The sequence below is a fragment of the Nitrospiraceae bacterium genome (assembly GCA_021373015.1).
Lineage (GTDB): Bacteria > Nitrospirota > Thermodesulfovibrionia > Thermodesulfovibrionales > UBA1546 > JAJFTJ01.
The window spans coordinates 196,629-217,670 of sequence record JAJFTJ010000005.1 but is presented as its reverse complement, the minus strand read 5'-3'; the positions used below and the strand labels follow the sequence as shown (position 1 = coordinate 217,670).

22 protein-coding genes are annotated in these 21,042 nt (G+C 39.5%); 5 read left to right on the top strand and 17 right to left on the bottom strand.

From position 1 onward, the window contains the following. Nucleotides 1-6 precede the first annotated feature (6 nt). Complete coding sequence (gene xerD / locus LLF28_02425; GenBank protein MCE5194302.1) at nt 7-879, bottom strand: site-specific tyrosine recombinase XerD; 873 nt, start codon at nt 877-879, stop codon at nt 7-9. A gap of 151 nt (nt 880-1,030) precedes the next feature. Between xerD and LLF28_02420 the strand changes: the two genes are divergently transcribed. Together LLF28_02420 and cysK are read left to right on the top strand one after the other, a co-directional pair. Continuing rightward, nucleotides 1,031-1,993 carry a hypothetical protein gene (locus LLF28_02420; GenBank protein ID MCE5194301.1) on the top strand — a complete coding sequence of 321 codons (963 nt, stop codon included), beginning with the start codon at nt 1,031-1,033 and terminating at the stop codon, nt 1,991-1,993. Between the two features lie 30 nt (nt 1,994-2,023). Continuing rightward, a complete protein-coding gene (gene cysK, locus LLF28_02415) occupies nt 2,024-2,950 on the top strand; it encodes a cysteine synthase A (GenBank protein ID MCE5194300.1) in 927 nt (308 codons plus the stop codon). A gap of 46 nt (nt 2,951-2,996) precedes the next feature. Here cysK and LLF28_02410 read toward each other — a convergent pair whose 3' ends face one another. The 13 genes from LLF28_02410 to hflX form a co-directional block, all read right to left on the bottom strand. Then, complete coding sequence (locus LLF28_02410; protein ID MCE5194299.1) at nt 2,997-3,416, bottom strand: M67 family metallopeptidase; 420 nt, start codon at nt 3,414-3,416, stop codon at nt 2,997-2,999. After that, complete coding sequence (locus LLF28_02405) at nt 3,413-3,802, bottom strand: tetratricopeptide repeat protein (GenBank protein ID MCE5194298.1); 390 nt, start codon at nt 3,800-3,802, stop codon at nt 3,413-3,415. Before LLF28_02405 ends, LLF28_02410 begins: the two co-directional genes overlap by 4 nt. A gap of 103 nt (nt 3,803-3,905) precedes the next feature. Then, complete coding sequence (locus tag LLF28_02400; protein ID MCE5194297.1) at nt 3,906-4,475, bottom strand: C39 family peptidase; 570 nt, start codon at nt 4,473-4,475, stop codon at nt 3,906-3,908. Nucleotide 4,476: 1 nt separating this feature from the next. Then, a complete protein-coding gene (locus tag LLF28_02395; GenBank protein MCE5194296.1) occupies nt 4,477-4,869 on the bottom strand; it encodes a PA2779 family protein in 393 nt (130 codons plus the stop codon). 41 nt (nt 4,870-4,910) lie between these two features. After that, complete coding sequence (gene ilvN / locus LLF28_02390; GenBank protein ID MCE5194295.1) at nt 4,911-5,408, bottom strand: acetolactate synthase small subunit; 498 nt, start codon at nt 5,406-5,408, stop codon at nt 4,911-4,913. 13 nt (nt 5,409-5,421) lie between these two features. Beyond that, the gene (gene ilvB, locus LLF28_02385; GenBank protein MCE5194294.1) at nt 5,422-7,161 is read right to left on the bottom strand and encodes a biosynthetic-type acetolactate synthase large subunit; all 1,740 of its coding nucleotides are present in this window, start codon (nt 7,159-7,161) and stop codon (nt 5,422-5,424) included. A 70-nt stretch (nt 7,162-7,231) separates the two neighbouring features. Beyond that, entirely contained in the window at nt 7,232-8,884 is a 1,653-nt protein-coding gene (gene ilvD, locus LLF28_02380; GenBank protein MCE5194293.1) for a dihydroxy-acid dehydratase, read from the bottom strand. Nucleotides 8,885-8,940: 56 nt separating this feature from the next. After that, the gene (locus LLF28_02375; GenBank protein ID MCE5194292.1) at nt 8,941-9,162 is read right to left on the bottom strand and encodes a DUF465 domain-containing protein; all 222 of its coding nucleotides are present in this window, start codon (nt 9,160-9,162) and stop codon (nt 8,941-8,943) included. A 1-nt stretch (nt 9,163) separates the two neighbouring features. Then, nucleotides 9,164-10,534, bottom strand: a complete 1,371-nt coding sequence (hemG, locus tag LLF28_02370; GenBank protein ID MCE5194291.1) for a protoporphyrinogen oxidase — start codon at nt 10,532-10,534, stop codon at nt 9,164-9,166. After that, nucleotides 10,522-11,493: a ferrochelatase gene (gene hemH / locus LLF28_02365; GenBank protein ID MCE5194290.1), complete on the bottom strand. Its 972-nt coding sequence runs from the start codon at nt 11,491-11,493 to the stop codon at nt 10,522-10,524. Before hemH ends, hemG begins: the two co-directional genes overlap by 13 nt. A 37-nt stretch (nt 11,494-11,530) precedes the next feature. Continuing rightward, complete coding sequence (gene hemE / locus LLF28_02360) at nt 11,531-12,565, bottom strand: uroporphyrinogen decarboxylase (GenBank protein ID MCE5194289.1); 1,035 nt, start codon at nt 12,563-12,565, stop codon at nt 11,531-11,533. Next, the gene (locus LLF28_02355; protein ID MCE5194288.1) at nt 12,562-13,635 is read right to left on the bottom strand and encodes a radical SAM protein; all 1,074 of its coding nucleotides are present in this window, start codon (nt 13,633-13,635) and stop codon (nt 12,562-12,564) included. The genes hemE and LLF28_02355 overlap by 4 nt, the downstream gene beginning before the upstream one ends. 9 nt (nt 13,636-13,644) lie before the next feature. Further along, the gene (hflX, locus tag LLF28_02350; protein ID MCE5194287.1) at nt 13,645-15,321 is read right to left on the bottom strand and encodes a GTPase HflX; all 1,677 of its coding nucleotides are present in this window, start codon (nt 15,319-15,321) and stop codon (nt 13,645-13,647) included. A gap of 74 nt (nt 15,322-15,395) precedes the next feature. Here hflX and LLF28_02345 point away from each other — a divergent pair, with 74 nt between their 5' ends. After that, the gene (locus LLF28_02345) at nt 15,396-16,670 is read left to right on the top strand and encodes an MFS transporter (GenBank protein ID MCE5194286.1); all 1,275 of its coding nucleotides are present in this window, start codon (nt 15,396-15,398) and stop codon (nt 16,668-16,670) included. A 93-nt stretch (nt 16,671-16,763) separates the two neighbouring features. Here the strand turns inward: LLF28_02345 and LLF28_02340 are convergent, their stop codons facing one another. The 3 genes from LLF28_02340 to LLF28_02330 all read right to left on the bottom strand — a co-directional run bounded on the left by LLF28_02340 (nt 16,764) and on the right by LLF28_02330 (nt 18,724). After that, the gene (locus LLF28_02340) at nt 16,764-17,567 is read right to left on the bottom strand and encodes a dienelactone hydrolase family protein (protein ID MCE5194285.1); all 804 of its coding nucleotides are present in this window, start codon (nt 17,565-17,567) and stop codon (nt 16,764-16,766) included. Between the two features lie 192 nt (nt 17,568-17,759). After that, nucleotides 17,760-17,975 (bottom strand): hypothetical protein, encoded by a 216-nt coding sequence (locus LLF28_02335; protein ID MCE5194284.1) that lies wholly within the window; start codon nt 17,973-17,975, stop codon nt 17,760-17,762. A gap of 92 nt (nt 17,976-18,067) precedes the next feature. Beyond that, complete coding sequence (locus LLF28_02330; protein ID MCE5194283.1) at nt 18,068-18,724, bottom strand: hypothetical protein; 657 nt, start codon at nt 18,722-18,724, stop codon at nt 18,068-18,070. A gap of 75 nt (nt 18,725-18,799) precedes the next feature. On the opposite strand from LLF28_02330, the gene LLF28_02325 reads away from it, so the two are divergent. Continuing rightward, entirely contained in the window at nt 18,800-19,399 is a 600-nt protein-coding gene (locus LLF28_02325) for a DUF3786 domain-containing protein (protein MCE5194282.1), read from the top strand. Next, on the top strand, nt 19,360-21,030 hold the full coding sequence (locus LLF28_02320; GenBank protein ID MCE5194281.1) for a radical SAM protein: 1,671 nt from the start codon (nt 19,360-19,362) through the stop codon (nt 21,028-21,030). Before LLF28_02325 ends, LLF28_02320 begins: the two co-directional genes overlap by 40 nt. Nucleotides 21,031-21,042 lie beyond the last annotated feature (12 nt).

Genomic DNA, 21,042 nt, shown 5'->3' with positions numbered 1-21,042 from the left:
TATTATTTAAGCCCTGGGGTGATGTTTTGTATAGACTTTCTTTATCCTGTCTGTTGTGACTTTAGTGTATATCTGTGTTGTTGCTATATCTGAATGTCCAAGCATCTTCTGCACAGACCTGAGGTCAGCGCCTCCTTCAAGAAGATGCGTAGCAAAACAGTGTCTTAGGGTATGAGGCGATAAATCCATTCCTATTTTTCTGCCTAATTTTTTAATTGTCTGCCAGAATCTCTGTCTTGTCATTGCACTGCCTCTTGATGTAACAAACAGATAATCTGTCTGTTTCTTTTTCAGAATCTCAGGCCTGAGTTCTGTGATGTATGTTTTTATTTTTTTAAGCGCTCTGGAATTAACAGGCACAACTCTCTCTTTTGATCCCTTGCCTATAACACGCAGGAATCCGGCCTCAAAATTTATGTTCTCCAATTTAAGACAAACAAGCTCGCTTACCCTGAGCCCTGATGAATAAAGAAGCTCAAGCATGGCAGAATCTCTGATAAACATAGTGTCATCGGGTTTTGAATCAAGTAGGGACATCACATCCTCGACACTTAATGCCTTCGGCAGTCTTTCCCATTTTCGCGGAGTCTGGAGGCTTTCCGAAGGATCCTCCTTGATAATCCTTTCTATGAGCAGATACTTACAAAGACCTCTGATAGTAGATATGAACCTGCATATGCTTGAAGCAGAATAATCCTCATTTTTAAGCTTATTCATGAAATCAATGATATCTTTTTTTGAAAATTTATCGAGTTCTCTGTTTCGCTTTGAAAGAAACTCTTGAAAAGACTCGATATCTTTTGCGTAGGACTCTATAGTGTTTTTAGAGAGGCCTTTTTCCGCTGATTCATAAATAAGAAAATCTTTTAAAATTTTCATATACTGTATGCAATCTCATGTTTATTATACATGCATGGACATACTTAAACAATTTTGCTGTTAGTTTTAATAATTTGTATGGAGTATAATATTTTCATCTGATGGTTTTTTATGATCGGCAGCGAGATGTCAGCATGAGGAGTTAATTTGCATGAATGATTTACCGAAGAAAGATCAATGCAAAGCTGAAGTAAAAAACACAAAACAATTTCGTGAGCATATACCTGAGATTGTCGACCAGTTGGTTCTGTCTTGCAACACTGAGGATAACTATAATCATCTCGGACAGGAGCCGATTCCGTCAAGAGAATCCATTATCGAGATCATTAAGAAAGCAAGCAGAATATTGTACCCAGGATATTTCATCAATACACGTCTGGACAAATTAGGCCTGGATTATTATTTTGGACAGGAAGTCACCGCTCTTTTTGAAATTCTATCCAAACAGATAACGCTGGCCATACGCCACGACTGCTTACGACACAACCTGCCATGCACTCATTGCGAAGAAAGCGGGCATGAGTCAGCAATAAAATTCATACAGCAATTGCCGCAGATGCGTTCCATCCTCGCAAAGGATATTCGTGCAGCGTATGACGGAGATCCTGCAGCTAAAGGTTACGACGAGGTTATAATAAGTTATCCTGGACTATTTGCAATTACCGTATACAGGATTGCTCATCAGCTGTACGAACAGAAAGCTCCGCTGATTCCCCGCATCATGACAGAATATGCACATAGCCAGACAGGAATCGATATACATCCAGGAGCAGTTATTGGAGAGAGTTTTTTCATTGATCACGGCACTGGGGTTGTAATCGGCGAGACAACAAAAATAGGAAACAACGTAAGGCTATACCAAGGCGTAACACTCGGCGCCCTTTCTCTGCCCAAAAATGCAGGCTCTCTTCTAAGAAACAAACAGCGCCATCCAACTATAGAAGATGATGTTATCATTTATTCAGGCGCAACCATCCTAGGAGGCAACACTGTGATAGGTACATCCTCGGTTATCGGAGGGAATGTCTGGATAACTGAGTCTGTGCCTCCCAACACCCAGGTATTCATGAAAAAACCTGAACTAATCTTAAATAAAATCACAAAGAATAAATAAGACAGAATGTAAATATTCTGGTGAAAAAATATGAGCCAAATTTTTTCTGATATTACTTTAACCACAGGTTCAACGCCTTTAGTCCGTTTAAACAGGATATCAAAAGGTCTTAATGCAGCAATTCTTGCCAAGCTGGAATTTAAGAATCCTCTAGGCAGTGTCAAAGATCGAATTGGCATTGCCATGATCGAGGCTGCTGAGAGAAAAGGCATTATTAAAAACAATACTCTGATTGTAGAGCCCACCAGCGGGAATACAGGAATCGCTCTTGCATTTGTATGTGCAGTAAAAAAATACCGTTTGATTTTAACAATGCCTGAGACCATGAGCATGGAGAGAAAAAAGCTCCTGAAACATCTTGGAGCGGAACTTATTCTCACTCCTGGAACAGAAGGTATGAAGGGAGCGATAAAAAAAGCAAAAGAGATACTATCTGAGACGCCAAATGCATATATGCCTGACCAATTCAGCAATCCTGCCAACCCTGAGATACACCGCAGAACAACAGCCGAGGAAATATGGAAAGATACAAATGGCAAAGTTGACATACTTGTTGCAGGCGTAGGTACTGGAGGCACGATCACAGGAGTAGCAGAAGTGATTAAAGGCAGAAATCCTGATTTCAAGGCTGTAGCAGTCGAGCCAGCTAGTTCACCTGTTCTTTCAGGAGGAAATCCGGGTTCTCATAAAATTCAGGGGATAGGAGCTGGTTTTATTCCTGAAATTTTGAACACAAAAATTATAGACGAAGTAATTCAGGCAACCAATGAACAGGCGTTTGAAACAGCAAGAGATATTGCAAAACAAGAAGGAATATTGTGCGGGATATCTTCTGGTGCAGCTGTCTACGCTGCTTTAGAGATGGCTAGACGCCCTGAGAACAAAGGCAAAAACATTATAGTTATTCTGCCAAGCACCGGTGAACGTTATCTGAGCACAGAATTGTTTCAGGACTAAAAATCTATCTTTTGAACTAAATGCGGATCAAAACAAAACAGTAATTTTATTTTTTTATAAAGATTTCAACCTCAGCAACCTTTTTTCTCTTGATAGAAAAAACTCTTATAGCAGCATCTTTTTCAGCAAGACTTATAATCATATATACTGGTTCTTCGTAAACAGCCAGCGTCTTGTCTTTCCGTGAAGGGTAAGCAGAAGATTTTGGATGTGAATGATATATGCATACAATATCCAGTTCATGCTCCCTAATTTCTTTCATGACACTGAACTGCTCTTTTGAATCCATAAAATAACTTTCAGGGGATTTTTCAATATTAGTCATCTCATAGATTTTCGATATCACATTCCCCTTGCCGGCAAGAATACCGCACGCCTCATTAGGCGCTGTTTTTTTGCAATGACGAATTATTTCATCCAGTATTTTTTTTGACAAGCACAATCTCTGAGCTAGAATAGTTCTCATTTATTTTTTAATATTCTAATTTTATCAAGCGTATCCTGATAAATTTCTTTTTTCTCAGGATTAAGTTCTATTGCTTTAAGTGCAAGCGCCTCTGCCTCATAAAGTTTTTCCTTCTTTGTGTAATAGAGCCATGCAAGATTATTATGTGCATCAGCATTCCCAGGTTCTTTTGCTATGGCTTTTGCATAATTATATTCAGCTTCGTCAAAATCGTTTTTTTGAAAATAGATATTGCCGATATAAAGATATGCCGTAGGAATTTTTTTCGAAGCTGACTTATACTCTTTTAGGGCATTGTCCAGCTCTCCTTTTTTTTCATATGCAACCCCTAAGTTAATATGCTCTTCAGGACTCAGAGGATCATCAAGAATAATTATGCGAGGCAAGGAACAGCCGGAAGCAAACAAATAGCAACCAGTAAATAGCAAAGAAAAAACAATGTATATAATTTTTTGCCTTAGTGTTCTTTCACTATTCACTAAATATTGCTCACTTTCTTTTTAATATTAAAGTCCAGTTTTTTGTTTTCTCCCATATCTTTTTAAAATCCTCATAGATGATTGTTTTGTGTTTGTCTTTGCCGCTGTTAGCAATAACTCCATGCTCATTATAGCCTACAATCACCATAAAATGATTTGCCTGAACGGATAAAAAACCATAATCAACAAACACTATCAAGGGATATCCTGAATCGATTTTTTTCTTAACATCTTCTATATTTCCTGAATACTGTTCTGAGATCAGCCCTTTTGTCTGAGGGTAAAAAATCATATCTATATTCAATGTGCCTTTGGCAGATTTGCTGTATATTTCTTTTGCAATCTCTTCAGGAGTAATCTCAACACCCAAAAAGTTCATCAACCCAGCTAACGAAGCAGGACCGCATTGGTATTCTTCCTGCGAGTAAAAAGGAATATTATTTATAACACGGCTTTGTTTTGGTTCAGGCAGTGAGCTGATAGATGAGCAGGAATTGAATAGAAATACTAAAAATACCAAAAAAAAAGCAGGCGCAGCTTTTAACTGTTCCTGCTTTTGAAAAAGCTTTTGCATTTTCATTCTATTTTGTAATAACCACTTTGTGACCAGTAAGCTCAATAAGCACAACAACGAGAATAGCAATAATAAGAAGTACAACAACTAATCCCAGAGCGTCTCCGCCGACTTTTATATCATCAAACTGAAGAGCAACATTATGTATCTGCTGGTCACTGAGATTGCTTAATCTTTGCTGAATCTCATCCTGAGTCAACCCAAGCTTTTCAAGCCTTTCTCTGACCACTTTAATCTCGAGAATTTTTTGAATCTTTTCGATGTCCGCAGCCCTGTCAGTCATTGATAAGGAAATTATATCTGAAGGAGAAAGACCTGCATCAACTTTGGGGACAATTGCAATAATGAACATAGCAACAACCAGATAACATGCAACATATCTCATTAAAGGTGTTCTCATAATCTTCACCTCCCTCCGTAACAGTTTTTCACTTCAATAAATTACAGACTTTTATTTCTTTTTATGCCTTCTCTTGTTATCGCTACCTTGCCTGTTCTTACAAATTCTTTTATCCCCATCGGCTTCATAAGTTCTAAGAATGCCTCAATCTTTTTCTCATCACCAGTAATCTCTATTGTATAGGTCTTTTGACTGGAATCAACGATCCTTCCCCTGAATATCTCCGCAAGATTGAGAACTTCTGACTTATCCTCTGATCGAGGGGCAACTTTCAGCAGAACCATCTCGCGTTCAACATGATCAAGCTCAGTCATGTCTGTAACCTTGATAACATCAATAAGCTTGTTAAGCTGTTTTGTTATCTGCTCGATCACCGAGTCGTCTCCGATTGTGACTATTGTCATAATAGATATCTGAGGATCGATAGTCTCGCCCACAGAAAGGCTCTCAATGTTATAGCCTCTTCCACTGAACAACCCTGATACGCGTGATAATACGCCAAACTTATTCTCAACCAATACAGATATTGTATGTCTCATTTATTCACCAGCCCTATTTTACTGCCTTTAATTTCTTTTCTTCTTTTTTCTCGTCATCTTCAAACATCATATGGTCTATTGAAGCTCCTGCAGGCACCATTGGATAGACCTTTTCTTTCCAGTCAACAACAAAATCCATAAACACAGTGGCTTTTGTCTTGAATGCTTCTTTTAGCACTGGTTCAACCTCGCTTGGCTTTGATGCCCTGAGACCTACTGCACCGTATGACTCTGCAAGCTTAACAAAATCAGGATTCCCTTCATCAAGTCTTGTATGAGAATACCTTTCCTTAAAGAAAAGCTCCTGCCATTGTCTTACCATCCCGAGATACTTATTATTCAAAATTGCAACTTTAACAGGAAGCTTGTTCACAACCGCAGTAGCCAACTCCTGTATATTCATCTGGATGCTTCCGTCTCCGGCAATGTCTATTACCAGCTGGTCAGGATGTGCAAACTGCGCTCCTATTGCTGCAGGGAAACCAAATCCCATTGTGCCTAATCCTCCTGAGGTTATCCATTTTCTTGGCTTGTCAAATTTATAAAACTGCGCTGACCACATCTGGTTCTGCCCAACCTCAGTTGTGATTATCGCATCTCCTTTAGTTAATTCGTAAATTTTTTCTACCACAAATTGCGGTTTTATCAGATTATCGCTGTATGTGTATTCCAACGGCCTTTCAGTCTTCCATGCATCAATCTGTTTAAGCCATGACTTTCTTATTTCATCCCACTGTTCTTTTACTTCTTCCTTTATGATCTTGTTCATAACAGAAAGAACCTTCTTTACATCACCGACAATCGGGATATCAACCCTTACATTTTTTTTAATTGAGGTTGGGTCTATGTCTATATGCACAATCTTTGCATTAGGTGCAAATGAGTCAACCTTGCTTGTAACTCTGTCGTCAAAACGCATGCCTACAGCAATAAGAAGATCCGCATCCTGAACTGCCTTATTGGCATAATAAGTTCCGTGCATTCCAAGCATTCCCATCGAAAGTTTGCTTGTCCCAGGGAAACCTCCCAATCCCATAAGGGTCAGAGTAACAGGGCTGTGTGTCAGCTCTGCAAGCTCCTTTAACTCTTTTGAAGCATTTGAGAGGATTACTCCACCGCCTGCAATAATCACGGGTTTTTTTGCTTTTGCAAGAAGATGAGCAGCCTGTCCGATCATCCACTTGTTGCCTTCATATGTAGGCTTATAGCTTCTCATCTCTATCTCAGGCCATGTAAAATCTCCCTTGCCTGCTGTCACATCCTTAGGAAGATCGACAAGCACAGGACCCTGTCTGCCTGTCGATGCGATATAGAATGCTTCTCTTATTGTCCTTGAGAGATCATTCACATCTTTAACTAAAAAATTATATTTTGTGCACGGTCTTGTGATCCCGACAATATCTGCTTCTTGAAAAGCATCATTGCCTATAAGCGTTGTCGAAACCTGACCTGACAAAACAACCATGGGAATAGAATCCATCGCGGCGTTAGCAATCCCAGTAACAGTGTTTGTTGCACCGGGACCAGAGGTTACAAGAGCAACTCCAACCTTTCCTGATGCGCGGGCATATCCGTCTGCTGCATGAACAGCGCCCTGCTCGTGTCTTGTGAGGATAAGGTGGATGTCTTTGCAGTCAAAGAGAGCATCGAATATATTCAGGACAACTCCGCCCGGATAACCAAATATATGTTTGACTCCCTCTTTCTTAAGACTCTCTAACAATATCTCTGCTCCGGACATCTTAGTATGCATATATCCCCTTTACTCTATTGAAAAAATTTAATAAATTTTACCAAACAGCTTTACTAAATGCAAAGCAAAATCACTTCATCACTGCGCCTGTTCCTGCTGATGTGACCATCCTCGCGTATCTCGAAAGATATCCCTTCTTGATCTTAGGCTCTGGAGCTTTCCACTTGCTGAACCTTTGTTTTATCTCATCATCAGAAACAATCAGATCTATTTTCCTGCCGGGGATATCTATCTTTATTCTGTCTCCGTTTTTAATAATCGCTATAACCCCGCCTTCCATTGCCTCGGGAGAAATGTGTCCTATGCACGGTCCTCTTGTTCCGCCTGAGAATCTTCCGTCTGTAATCAATGCAACTGATTCGCTCAGCCCCATTCCAGCTATTGCTGCTGTCGGAGAAAGCATCTCGCGCATTCCAGGACCGCCTTTTGGGCCTTCATATCTTATAACTACAATATCTCCTGATTTTATCTCGTTATTAAGGATCGCCTTCATTCCCTCTTCCTCAGAGTCGAAAACTTTTGCAATGCCCTCGAATCTCATCATGTTCTCTGTTACAGCAGACTGTTTCACAACTGCGCCTTCAGGAGCAAGATTCCCTCGGAGAATCGCTATCCCGCCTTCTTTGTGATAAGGCTTATCAAGAGGTCTTATAACATCTTCGTTTATTACTTCTGCTTTATCAGCTATCTCGAATATTGTCTTTCCGCTCACAGTCATAGTGTCATTCAATAGTTTTCTCAGTCTTTTCATTACAGCAGGGATTCCTCCTGCCCAGTCAAGGTCTTCTAAATAATGCTCACCGCCTGGGAGCATGCTTGCCAGATGCGGAGTTTTTTTGCTCAGCATATCAAATGTTTCTAAAGGAAGATCCACTTCTGCGTCATGCGCTATTGCAGGAATGTGAAGCACTGTGTTCGTAGAACCTCCAAGCGCAAGATCTGCCATTATTGCGTTCTCGAACGCCTTTCTGTTCATTATCTTTCTCGGGGTTATATCTTTATTCACAAGTTCGACGATCTGTTTCCCGCTTGTAAAAGCTATTCTTCTTTTTTCAGCTGATACTGCAAGAGCTGTAGCACACCCGGGCAGGCTCATTCCGAGCGTTTCTGTTATACATGCCATTGTGTTTGCAGTGTACATCCCCTGACATGAACCGGCTCCAGGACATGCACACATTTCCAGACATTCGAGTTCATCGTCTTTGAGCAGACCTTTTTTATATTTTCCTACCGCCTCAAATGTATCATTAACAAGAGAGAGTCTCTTGCCCCTTAGATGACCTGAATACATCGGGCCTGCAGTAACAACTATGGTTGGTATATCTATTCTTGCAGCAGCCATAAGCATTCCTGGCGTAATCTTATCGCAGTTTGTAAGAAGCACAAGTCCGTCAAACTGATGCGCCTGTGAAACAGACTCGACCATATCAGCAATAAGTTCACGTGAAGGAAGCGAATAGTGCATGCCTGAATGTCCCATTGCAATGCCGTCGCAGATCCCGGGAATCCCGAAAAAAAACGGGTACCCTCCGCCTGTATGTACTCCTTTTTCTATAAACCTCTCAAGGTCTCTCATCCCTATGTGCCCTGGGATAATATCAGTGAAACTTGTGGCAACCCCTATAAATGGTTTCCCCATCTCGCTTTTAGGAATGCCTGTTGCATAAAGAAGCGCTCTGTGTGGAGCGCGTTCTAGTCCTTGTTTAATTGTCTTGCTTCTCATAAAAAAATAACCCCCTTGTGTCTTTAAACTTAATTTTTAATTATTAATTAATTTGTTTAATGGCTTTTCTTATAATCCCTCACAAGCTCTGCCATTCTGTCTTTCCCTGTAAGCTTTACTTTTTGTACCCTCTTCTTCTCAACTTCTTCTTCAGGAGTAAGATGCACTTTTTTGTTAAAATCATTGAGTATTTCTTTTAGATGCTTATGCTCTTGACTAAGCTTTCTGAATTCCTCGTTTTCTTTTAAGAGAATCTCTGAAATCTCCTGTTCATTCATCTCAAATACCCCCCTTGCCTGTTATTTTTTCTGCTAATTTATACGAGTTTTCTATGCAGTCATTAACACTTATGCCGTAATATGCGTTACCTGTAAGATACATGTCTTTGTGTTTAAGAACCATATCTTCAACTGTATTCATCTTGCTTGCATGTCCGATATTATATTGCGGGATTGATTTATCATGTCTGAAAATTTTCACAAAATCGGGCGGTGCGTCAATACCCATTATGTCTTTTAATTCCCTGAAAACCATGTCTCTTAAATGCTTGTCATCATACATCGCAATCTCAGACGCTCTTGCGCCTCCGGCCATTGTTCTTAAAAGCGCATATCCTTCAGGAGCCCTGTTTGGGAAAATGCTCGAATCCCAGAGAGTTCCGAGTATTTTTCTTTTCTCTTTGAAGGGCACAAGGAAACCAAATCCATTAAGCTGATGTTTGAGTCTTTCCTTTTTATAGCCAAAGCAGATAACTGATAATGCAGGATATGGTATTTCTCCAATGATTGACGAGAGAGGCTTGTCAAAATTCCTGAGCATCTCAGAAACAGCGTATGCAGGCGAAGCGATTATTAGAATTTCAGACTCAACAACCGAATCATCTGAAAGCACAACAGCATAGCCGCGGTGTTTTTTCTCTAAAGCAACAACCCTGCTTTCGGTTCTTAATCGGTCACCCAAAAAGTTTTTTAATGAATCAACCATTACTTCCATTCCATCAAAGAATGATGTCAGTGTCCCGCCGGGTCCTGCACCAATCTTGCCCTTGTTTGTCTTCTTTGCTTCCAGATTCATCTTTATCATGCCCTTAATAAGACTGCCGTATTTCTGTTCGAGATTATCCACGCGAGGGAAGCAGCTTTTAAGACTGAGAGTTTCAGGATTTCCAGCATAAACTCCTGATGCCATGGGATCTATCAGTTTTTCATATGCCTCTCTGCCAAGCCTTCTTTTTGCAAAATCTGCAAGGCTTTCGTCATTATTCCTGCCTTTTGGAGCAAGGATCTCATAAATAATCCTTAGTCTTCCCCAAAAACTTAAAAGGTTGGAAAAGAAAAATGCCGGTGGTGTCTCAGGAATAAGTTTTAATCTGCTCTCAGAAAAAATAAATCTTTTGCGAGCCGCATCACTGCTTCTTAAAGGACTAAGCAGAAGCTTTCGGCTTAATTCCAAAGTCTTTGGCTTGTTATCAAGAAATCCGTTTACTCCGCCCTCGCAGAGAAACCCATCTATCTTCTCAGTCCATATCTTTCCGCCGGGTTTTTTCTCAGCCTCGAAAATTATTATCTCTGCTGAAGGGTCTTTTTCGAGTATCGCATATGCTGTTGAGAGCCCTGATATTCCTCCGCCGACTATTGCTATTCTTCCCAATCGCTCTCCTTAACTTTATCCATAACAATATTCTTTAAAGCGTTTATGAACAACGGATGAGTATTTAAAGATTCTGTGCGCTTGAGAGTAATCCCAAGCCTGTCAGCCATCTGTTTATATAATATATCAATTTCATACAATGTCTCAATATGGTCTGAAACAAAACTTATCGGGACAACAAGAACCTGCCTTACGCCCTTGTCTGCAAGCTCACTGAGTTTTTCCCCTGTTGTCGGACTCAGCCATTTCACAGGACCAGTTTTTGATTGATAACTGAGATGCCAATTTATCCTGATTTTTTCTGAAACTTCTTCAATTGATTCCATAAGCTGATGAACATAAGGATCGCCTTCATCTATCAGTTTCTGCGGCAGGCTGTGGGCGCTGAACAAAACATGAACATTTTTGTCTGAAAAAGACTCCATGCCTTTTTTAATAACATCAACCAATGCATCAATATACCCAGAGTGTTTAAACCACGGATGGATACACAAAGGACTAATAGTGGGATAAGACTGCAGGACTTCTCTTGCCTTAGAATAAGCAGAGCCTGTTGTTGCGATCGAATATTGCGGATAAAGACTGAGAACAACGAGTTTGTTAATGCCGGCATTATGTATCTCTTTAATAGTATCTTCTATTAATGGCCGCCAGTAGCGCATTCCAACAAAAACTTTGAAAATCGCAGACTTTTTATTTAGTGTTTCTTCTAATGCCGCTGCCTGTAATTTTGTTATATCAAGCAGAGGAGATCTGCCGCCGATTAATTGATATAACTTCTCTGTTTTCTTTGACCTTATAGATGATATGAGGCGTGCCAATGGTTTCTGTAAAAAACCTGGGCCAAGCTTGATAATCTGTCTATCAGAGAATAGATTAAATAAAAATGGCCTTACAGCCTGCATCGAATCAGGCCCGCCAAGGTTTAGAAGTAATACACCTATTGTTTGTTTTGCCAATTCCAGCCTTTCTTTTAAAAGGATTTAAAGGCAAAATCTATCTTTCACTATATTTATGCACTGCCTCAACAAACGCAACTGCATTTTCTACGGGTATTTCAGGCAGTATGCCATGACCAAGATTGAAGATATGCCCTTTTGCATCTTCTGCCTTTACAAGTATATCCTGAACGCGTGCTTCTATCTTGTCTTTTGGAAGCAATAATGCTGTTGGATCGAGATTTCCCTGAATTATCTTGTCTCTTCCGAGTTTTTTAATTGCATCCGAAATATCTATCCTCCAATCAATCCCAAAAACATCAGCGCCTGTTTTTTTTACTTCCTTTATTATTCCAGCGCAGTTATTCGCAAAATATATTATCGGCGCATCAGGATTGTGTTCTCTGAGCGCACTTATTATTTTTTTCACATAAGGCAATGCTGATTCCTTGAAATCAAGAGGCGAAAGGATCCCTGCCCATGAATCAAATATCTGAACTGCCTGCGCTCCTGCATCCATCTGGCTTGAGAGATACGCGATGACAGTCTTTGTAAGTTTCTTCATGAGTGAATCAAATGTCTTTTTATCCTGGAACATCATCCTCTTTGTGTTGATAAAATTATGCGAGCTTCCGCCTTCGATCATGTATGTTGCCAGAGTAAAAGGCGCGCCTGAAAAACCAATGAGCGGGACTTTGTTGCTGAGTTCTTTTCTAAGAATTTTTATTGTCTCTAAAACAAAAGGCATGGACTCTTCTGTTACAGGCACCTTCAGCTTATCAACGCCTTTTTTATCTCTTACAGGCTCAGCGAGCACCGGCCCTTTTTTATCCGTGAATTCAAGAGGCATACCCATAGCCTCAACCGGGATAAGAATATCTGAAAAAAGTATTGCTGCATCAACCCCGAGTATATCAACAGGCTGGATAGTAACCTTTGCTGCAAGCTCAGGAGTCTTGCACAGAGTCAGAAAATCAACCTGGCTGCGCACAGCCTGATATTCAGGAAGATATCTGCCTGCCTGTCTCATTATCCACACAGGAGTATGTTTAACTTCTTCACCGCGGCAAGCCTTCAGAAATGTATCGTTCATTTTTCCTTCCTTTTCTTTATTTTTATTGGCATATAACTGCAGAATGGTTCTTCATCAAGATAATCCCCTGTAACAGCATAAGCCCTTGCCCTGCATCCTCCGCATACACTTATATATTCGCATGAACCGCATTTGCCCTTGTATTTTTTAAAATCGCGCAGGTCATTGAAGAGTTCAGAGTTTTCCCATATGTCTTTGAATGATTTTTCATGTATATTTCCTGCTGATTTCGGGAAATAACTGCAAGGAAGAACATTCCCGTCAACATCTATCAGACATATCAACTGTCCGGCAATGCAGCCTTTGGCTCCGCCTGTGGAGAATTTCAATGTCCTCTTCTCGAATTTTACGCCTTTTTCTTTTGATTTCTGTAATATCACCCTGTAATAATGAGGTGCGCACGTAGGCCTTACCAGCATGTCCTTCTCATCTTTTTCCATCTGATAATGCCAGTCAAGTATTTCTTCATACTCTTCTTTTGATATAAGTTCGCTCATTATTTCCTCGCCTCTTCCAGTCGGAACTATCATGAACATATACCATGCTGTTGCTCCGAGCTTTTTTGCGAGCCTGTAAACCTTGAGTATCTCTTCCTGATTTCTCTTTGTAAAAGATGAATTTATAATAAATTCTATTCCATGTTTTTTAAAAAGCCTTGCAGCATTGATCGTGCTTTGAAAAGCTCCTTTTTGGCTCCTGAAATCATCATGAACCTTCTCATCAGAGCCGTCGAGGCTGAGAGAAACTATTCTTATGCCTGATGCCTTTATGTTCTCGCATATCGCATCATCAACGAGAACGCCATTAGTTGCAAGACACATCCTGAGTCCCTTAGCAGTGCCGTATCTTGCTATTTCAAAGACATCTTTTCTTACTAATGGTTCGCCGCCTGAAAGCACGATGACAGGCTTTGCATAACTCGAAATGTCATCCAGTATCCTGAATGCCTCGTCTTTAGAAAAATCAGGATGGTCTTTTACTTCCATTTCAGAAGATGAGCGGCAGTGAACACAGCGGAGATTACATCTGCGTGTTATTTCCCATGCTATCCATTTAGGCGCAAATTCCATAGTTCAATATTATACCTGCAAGACTGATTCTTTTTCATCCCATATGTTTTTTTCTATTACATCGAGAAGTATTTTAAATGTTTGTTGATTTATAGCGGATATTGCAATGGCATTGTAACGGTTTGCTATGCCCTGCGCTTCACTAAGTGAAATCTTGTCTATCTTATTAAAAACCATAATCTTCTTTTTTTCTGATAAATTCAATTCTTTTAAAATATTCTCTACGGAAATTATCTGCTGCTCAAATCTAGGATTGGATATATCAACTAAATGCAGAAGCAGGTCAGCATCTTGAAGTTCTTCAAGAGTTGTTCTGAAAGCCGCCATCAAATCCTTAGGAAGGTCTCTTATAAAACCAACAGTGTCTGTGATGATTATCTCTCTTTCCCTTGGGAATCTTAAGCGCCTGCTTGCTGTATCGAGCGTTGCAAACATCTTTGATTCAACAAACACATCGCTCTTGGTGAGCGAATTAAGAAGAGTTGATTTCCCTGCATTCGTATAGCCGATTATAGAGACAATCGGCACTTTCCTTTCAACTCTCCTGTGTTTTCTCTGCCTTCTTGCCTCGCTCAATGATTTAAGTTCTTTTTCAAGAAGAATAATCCTGTCCCTCACACGCCTTCTGTCAATCTCGAGCTTCATCTCACCCGGACCTCTTCCGCCAATGCCGCCCATGAGACGTGACATTGCTGTTCCCTTGCCTGTGAGTCTTGGCAGCCTGTATTTGAGTTGTGCAAGCTCAACTTGAACTTTGCCGTCCCTGCTATGAGCGCGCCTCGAAAATATATCAAGGATCAACTGAGAGCGGTCTATTACCTTTAACTCGGTCAATCCGCCAATCTCTCTTACCTGTGAAGGACTCAGATCCTGATCAAATATAAGAAGTGATGCGCCTTTGTTAAGAGCATTTATGACAACATCCTTTAGCTTCCCCTCACCCATCAAATACTTTGGATTTATTTCTTTTGGTCTTTGAATGACTGTATCAAGCGCAAGCACGTCAGTTGATTCTGCAAGCTCTTTGAGTTCTTCTATTGAATCTTCCTGCTCGTGTTTGGGCTTTAGAGACACACTAATCAATATCGCTTTTTCGCGTTTATCTTTTTGATTAAAGACCCGTTTCCTCTCCATCTCTTTTTCAAGAGACTCGACAAAATACATAAAATCAAGATCAAACTTATGGAAATCTTCAGAAACAGAAACCTCTATGCTCTTTTCAGAACCCTGCGGCATGAGGTGCGCGGTATAAATGCTATGAGGCAGACCATTTTTTGCTCCTATGGCTGCAATGATATCGAGTCTTAAAAGAACAAGGTCTGTTAAGTCGTCCTGATTTAATGGTTCGTTGTTTAAATGGGTGTGGACAAGACGCAGGCCTCTTAAAGCACTTCTTCCAAGGCTGTAATCTTCAAGAGAAGGAATGAATATCTCTTTTGCATCTCCGGCAATAACATGAGTTATCTGGCCGTTCCTTGCTATTAAGATGCCGATCTGTCTTCCAATGCCAGCTGAAAGCTCTGTAAGATATCTTGCTAGCTCAGGAGTAATGACCTTGTCATGCGGAATCCTGCGGCGGTAAATTCTTTCAAGTAATTGGAGAGAATTTGTTTTTAATCCTGAGATATTTCCGTAGACTGATGGAATTTTTCTGTCCTCCTTTTTTATTGTATCAGAGTTAATCAAACCTTGACAATAAATGAAATCTTAAATTGTTGTCTCTGAACAACTAATCTTGTATGATACAATCTCTGGATATTATGAAAATATTTCGAACAATAAGAAATATATTAGATCGAATCCGCAAACCTAAAGCCGGTGTCAGGGAAATCTTTTCTTTTACCGTTATAGTGGCTGCTCTTGGATATTTTGTGGATATCTACGATCTTATCCTATTCAGCATCGTTCGAATCCAGAGTCTTAAATCAATTGGGATTGAGGGACAAGCTCTTATGGACAAAGGCGTGCTACTTCTGAACATGCAGATGGCAGGCATGATGCTCGGAGGAATTATGTGGGGCGTTCTCGGAGATAAAAAGGGAAGAGTCAAAATACTCTTTGGCTCAATTTTTATATATTCAATAGCGAACATTGCCAATGGATTTGTCAATTCAGTTGAGAGCTATGCCCTTTGGCGTTTTATAGCAGGCATAGGACTCGCTGGAGAACTTGGAGCAGGAGTAACTCTGGTTCTGGAGAATCTGTCTAAACAAACCCGCGGCTATGGGACGATGATCGTAGCAACAGTCGGAGTAACAGGCGCAATCCTTGCCAACTTTATTTCAAAATATTTCGACTGGAGAGCTGCATATTTTATTGGCGGCGGACTCGGCATGCTGCTCCTCATCATGAGAATCGGGGTATTCGAATCAGGCATGTATAAAAAAATCGAAGTAAGAAATATCAGCAAAGGCAATTTCTTTAAACTTTTTACAAGAAAAACCCAGTTTTTCAAATACATGAAATCAATACTCATTGGACTGCCTATATGGTTTAGTGTCGGAATACTCATCACATTTTCTCCTGAATTTGCAAAGGCATTGTCAATCAAGGAAACTATTAATTCAGGAGAAGCTGTAATGTACTGTTATATGGGGCTGGTATTAGGTGATTTTGTGAGCGGATTCCTGAGCCAATATTTTAAGACAAGGAAAAAAATCGTCTTACTATTCCTTATTTTTTCATGCATATCAACAGCAAATTATTTTATGTCAAGCGGAATAAACGCAACATCTTTTTATTTAAACTGTTTGTTTATCGGATTTGCTGTTGGTTACTGGGCAATTTTTATAACAATTGCCGCTGAACAGTTCGGCACAAACCTCAGGGCAACTGTCGCATCAACTGTTCCTAATTTCATTCGCGGAACTGTTATCCCAATCACTTTGCTGTTTCAGATTGCAAAAACACAATTCGGAATTCTTTATGGCGGAGCCGTTATTGGAGTTTTCTGCATTCTTATCGCATTCCTTGCACTTTACATGCTGGAAGAGACCTTTCACAAGGAACTGAATTACATTGAAGGAGTGAACTGAATTTCTTTTTCTGTCCGAAAATTATCTAATTATTGCGCATGAACAACACATCCCCTATTTTCAGCGCTCGAGAGATTTATTTGTTCTATATTTTTATTTAAAAATACTTTTCAAAAATTTCTCCAGCTCTTTCCATGATTTTTTATCAGCATTCTCGTTGTATGCAACCTTCATGTTGAATTTCTTTGCGTACATATCAGCATCAGGATTGGTGAAACTATGTATTGCTCCGGGATATGAGATAAATTTGTAATTAACTCCTGCATCCTTCATCTCTTTTTTGAAAGATTCAATCTGCTCTTTCGTTGCAAATGTGTCGTCTGCTCCATGCAGCACAAGGATTTTAGCTTTAACAATCCCTTTTTGTGCAGGTTTTACAGGAGCAAGCCCTCCATGAAAACTAGCCACTCCCTTCAGATCAATACCTTCTCTTGCCATATTAAGAACAATGCTTCCTCCAAAGCAAAAGCCGATTGCAGCGATCTTTTCAGAATTGACTGTTGTCTGTTTTTTGAGAAATTCGAGCGCCGAGTTAAAGCGTAATTTGGCAGTATCAAAATTTTTAAAAAGCTCTGATGAGAATTTTTTAGCGTCATCGGGATGCATTAACTGTTTGCCGTTGCCGTACATATCAAGGGCAAGCGCAGTATATCCCATTTCAGCAAGCATTCTTGCGCGTTTTTTAGAAAATTCATTAAGTCCCCACCATTCATGAACGATCAGCACCCCTGGCTTCTTGCCTTTGATATTTTTGTCATAAGCAATGTAGCCCTTCATCACAACTTCACCGTCTTTGTAGCTTACTTCTTTGCCCTCAATATCAGGTTTTGCAAAAGCAAGACCTGTGAGAATTAACAAAAAGGAAATCGCAAATAACAGAATCAATATCTTCTTCATATTGCCTCCTTATGAGTTTTGGGTTTTTGAATAATGCCTTAGCGCCCAACCAATCTTAATATTTATTCACTTCATCTCTGTTGGGTATTCTGCTTTCATCCATGCGCCCCAACCGCCTTGAAGCGCAAACACATTTTTAAAACCCTGCTCTATTATTATCCCTGCCACACGGGCACTGGTGTGTTCTTCTTTTCAAGAACAGTAGGCAACAATAAGAGCGTTCTTGTCTCTATCTTTTAAAAAATCCTTAATCCCTTCTTCATTGTTTGGATCAAGATAAACAGACCCTTTTATCTTTTTATTGCTTCCAGAATATGCTGCTGGCTGGCGCACATCAAGTATTGTAACTGCCTCTTGTTTGTCTATCATGCCTTTCAGGGTATCGATGCTTATTCTAGTGATTTCCATAAATTACCTCCCATGTGAAAACATTTTTTGATAAACCGTATTTTGAGTAAATTATACTCCAAAAGATTAGACTTGATAAGGTGGAAAATTTTTTAAATCACTATCTCACAAATCCCAATAAGCACAAGCAAAACTCCTGAAAGAGGATCTGATATCCCATTAAACCATCTCCTTCCAGCATACCCTCCTATTCTCATCCCAAAAGAGATAGCAAGAATGCTGAACAGAAAAACTCCAAGTGTTGTAATAGTGAGATTCAGGCCGATTAATCCTGCGCCTATTCCTGTGACAAGATTGCTGAATGTCAATGCTAAAGCAAGGATAAACCCTTCTTTAATGCTTGTATTACCTTTACAGTAAAGGTGGATGACAGATTTTTTGTCGAGCTTCACAATCTTTCTGCCAAGAGAGCATTTACTAGGGATAGCTGCTTTTTCGAAAATCATGTCTGCATCAAGTTCAGCATTATTTAGTTTTTTAAGAATATATTTAATTATTAACCATGAGCCTGCAATGAAAAAAATTCCTGAGCCAACATAAGCTGCGATGGATGGCTGCATGAAATGATATATTCTTTCGCCAATAAGCATTGAAACAAATGTCCCGCCGCTGTTAAGAACAGCAATAAAAAGATTTGCTGCCAGCGGAATGCAGATTGCTCTCATGCCATAGGCAATCCCTACCCCAAAATTATCAAGGCTTGTTGACAATGAAAGCAGTAAAATTGAAAACAAATGTACGTTTTCCATTTTGTCTCTGAATTATTTTATAAAACTTTATAGATTTTAGATACATTAAAACAATATTTTCTGTAAAATATTGCTATGAATTCAGGGGAACAAAAAGCATGGGAAAAGCTCTCAAGGCTTAATCCAGACGACGTATGTAAAAGAGCCTGTGTTTTGCATGATCATGATAATGAAAATTATATTCTTGCTTCATTCGGGATGGAATTCAGCATATCGCCAAAAAACAGAACTATAAAAAATCTACATGATAGCGGTGAAATATTTATTAAAAAACATGGTTATTTTTTTATTCTCTCGGTTCTGCTTTATCTCATAAACGCAAAAGACATTCCCTTGACCAATAAACAGATAAAACCGGAAAATCTCAAGGGTGGAGATATTTTTTTCAAAGGTTCTCATGTGCTTCCTCTTCAGGCAGTTACTGAAAAATACGGCAACGATAAAAACAATTTTGCTCTTAAGGCAAAAAATCTTTGCGGCAGGAGACTTAATTATGGGAATATTTCTTTTGAGTTCAGGCCTCTTCCCAGAATACCAATAACATTAATTCTATGGCTTCATGACGATGAATTCCCTGCAAGGGCAGACCTGCTCTTTGATTCTTCATGCGAGTATCATCTGTCGATTGATATTTTATGGTCGCTTGCAATGATGAATATACTGGCAATGCTATGAGCATTAACCGGAAACTTATAGAAAAAACAAGAGAAATCCTTTCAAAAGAAAAAGGCACTGTATACAAAGATCCCGGAGGCAGAATAAATGTCTGCCTTGCATTTCCAAACACATATCACATCGGAATGTCCAATCTAGGATTTCAGGGAATATATACTCTGTTGAATGAAAGAAAAGATGTTGTATGCGAAAGGGTTTTTCTTCCGGACGAAAAAGACATCACAGAGTATTCAAAAACAGAAACAGAGCTTTTTTCTATGGAGTCTTTAAAGCCTCTGAACAGATTTGACATCATCGCATTCTCAGTCTCGTTCGAGAATGATTATCCAAACATTCTGAAGATTCTGGAACTTGGGAATGTTCCACTTAGAAGCGCTGACAGAAATGAGCGCCATCCTCTCGTGATATTGGGAGGAGTCTGTGCCTCGTTCAACCCTGAACCGCTGGCTGATTTTTTTGATGTGTGTTTTATTGGAGAAGCTGAGGAGATGCTAAGTGAATTTACAGAAGCTTACAAAAAATCATCCTCAAAAAATGATTTACTCAAAAATATCATTGGGATTGAAGGCATTTATGTTCCAAAGTTCTACAGCGTTGAATATGAAAAAGGCATTTCAAAAAGAACATGTTTTGCAGGCGCTTTTGAAAAAATAAAGAGAAGATACATTGAGAACATATCTGAAAAAAAAATCAGGCCGTCAATCATAACCCCTGATACAGAGTTCTCGAATATGTATCTTATCGAGGCAATGAGAGGCTGCCCATGGCAATGCAGATTCTGTGTTGCTGGACATATTTACAGCCCTGCGCGCAAAAAAGAACTCGCTACAATAAAAAGTGAAATAAACTCAGCCATGGAGATCACTAAACGCGTTGGTCTTATAGGTCCATCTTTGACTGATTATCCTTATGTGAATGAGGTGTTGAGCACAGATGGCGTTGATTTTTCGATAACATCATTAAGGGCGAATCCTAAGAGCGCTGAATTATTAAGACATCTGAAAAATCACAAAAGCATATCAATTGCACCTGAAGCTGGGACAGAAAGACTTAGAAAGGTAATAAACAAAAAAATAACTGAGGAAGATATAATCGAGACATCAAGACTTATTCTGGAACAAGGCATCGAAAACATGAGGCTTTATTTCATGGTAGGTCTTCCTACAGAAACAGACGAAGACATAAAAGGTATTATTGAGCTCGTAAAAAAAATACGGTCTTTATCCAGAACAGGGAAGATATCTCTGACTATCAGCACCTTTGTGCCAAAACCATTTACGCCATTTCAATGGCATCCCATGGAAAAAATAGATATCGTAAAACAAAAGATTAAAACAATAAAAAAATTGCTCTTGCCAGTATGGGGAGTAAAGGTATTGCATGATGTACAAAAATATGCATATATGCAGGGTCTTTTGTCTATGGGTGACAGGAGAATTTCGTACACACTAGAATCAATGTTAAAAACAAATGACTGGAAAAAATCATGCATTGAATCAAAAATTGATACTGATTTTTATATTTTCAGAAATAAAGATATCAGGGAAACCCTTCCTTGGAACTTTATAGAGCAATGGACACCTAAGCAAAAACTCTGGGAAGAATACCAGAAAGCCTTGTCTGAAAAATAATCTGACATGTCC

Bases quoted from the DNA above. Each gene is read 5' to 3' on its own strand.
- xerD (MCE5194302.1), bottom strand. From the start codon at position 879: ATGAAAATTTTAAAAGATTTTCTTATTTATGAATCAGCGGAAAAAGGC.
- LLF28_02420 (MCE5194301.1), top strand. From the start codon at position 1,031: ATGAATGATTTACCGAAGAAAGATCAATGCAAAGCTGAAGTAAAAAAC.
- cysK (MCE5194300.1), top strand. From the start codon at position 2,024: ATGAGCCAAATTTTTTCTGATATTACTTTAACCACAGGTTCAACGCCT.
- LLF28_02410 (MCE5194299.1), bottom strand. From the start codon at position 3,416: ATGAGAACTATTCTAGCTCAGAGATTGTGCTTGTCAAAAAAAATACTG.
- LLF28_02400 (MCE5194297.1), bottom strand. From the start codon at position 4,475: ATGAAAATGCAAAAGCTTTTTCAAAAGCAGGAACAGTTAAAAGCTGCG.
- LLF28_02395 (MCE5194296.1), bottom strand. From the start codon at position 4,869: ATGAGAACACCTTTAATGAGATATGTTGCATGTTATCTGGTTGTTGCT.
- ilvN (MCE5194295.1), bottom strand. From the start codon at position 5,408: ATGAGACATACAATATCTGTATTGGTTGAGAATAAGTTTGGCGTATTA.
- ilvB (MCE5194294.1), bottom strand. From the start codon at position 7,161: ATGCATACTAAGATGTCCGGAGCAGAGATATTGTTAGAGAGTCTTAAG.
- ilvD (MCE5194293.1), bottom strand. From the start codon at position 8,884: ATGAGAAGCAAGACAATTAAACAAGGACTAGAACGCGCTCCACACAGA.
- LLF28_02375 (MCE5194292.1), bottom strand. From the start codon at position 9,162: ATGAATGAACAGGAGATTTCAGAGATTCTCTTAAAAGAAAACGAGGAA.
- hemE (MCE5194289.1), bottom strand. From the start codon at position 12,565: ATGAACGATACATTTCTGAAGGCTTGCCGCGGTGAAGAAGTTAAACAT.
- LLF28_02355 (MCE5194288.1), bottom strand. From the start codon at position 13,635: ATGGAATTTGCGCCTAAATGGATAGCATGGGAAATAACACGCAGATGT.
- LLF28_02345 (MCE5194286.1), top strand. From the start codon at position 15,396: ATGAAAATATTTCGAACAATAAGAAATATATTAGATCGAATCCGCAAA.
- LLF28_02340 (MCE5194285.1), bottom strand. From the start codon at position 17,567: ATGAAGAAGATATTGATTCTGTTATTTGCGATTTCCTTTTTGTTAATT.
- LLF28_02335 (MCE5194284.1), bottom strand. From the start codon at position 17,975: ATGGAAATCACTAGAATAAGCATCGATACCCTGAAAGGCATGATAGAC.
- LLF28_02330 (MCE5194283.1), bottom strand. From the start codon at position 18,724: ATGGAAAACGTACATTTGTTTTCAATTTTACTGCTTTCATTGTCAACA.
- LLF28_02325 (MCE5194282.1), top strand. From the start codon at position 18,800: ATGAATTCAGGGGAACAAAAAGCATGGGAAAAGCTCTCAAGGCTTAAT.
- LLF28_02320 (MCE5194281.1), top strand. From the start codon at position 19,360: ATGGTCGCTTGCAATGATGAATATACTGGCAATGCTATGAGCATTAAC.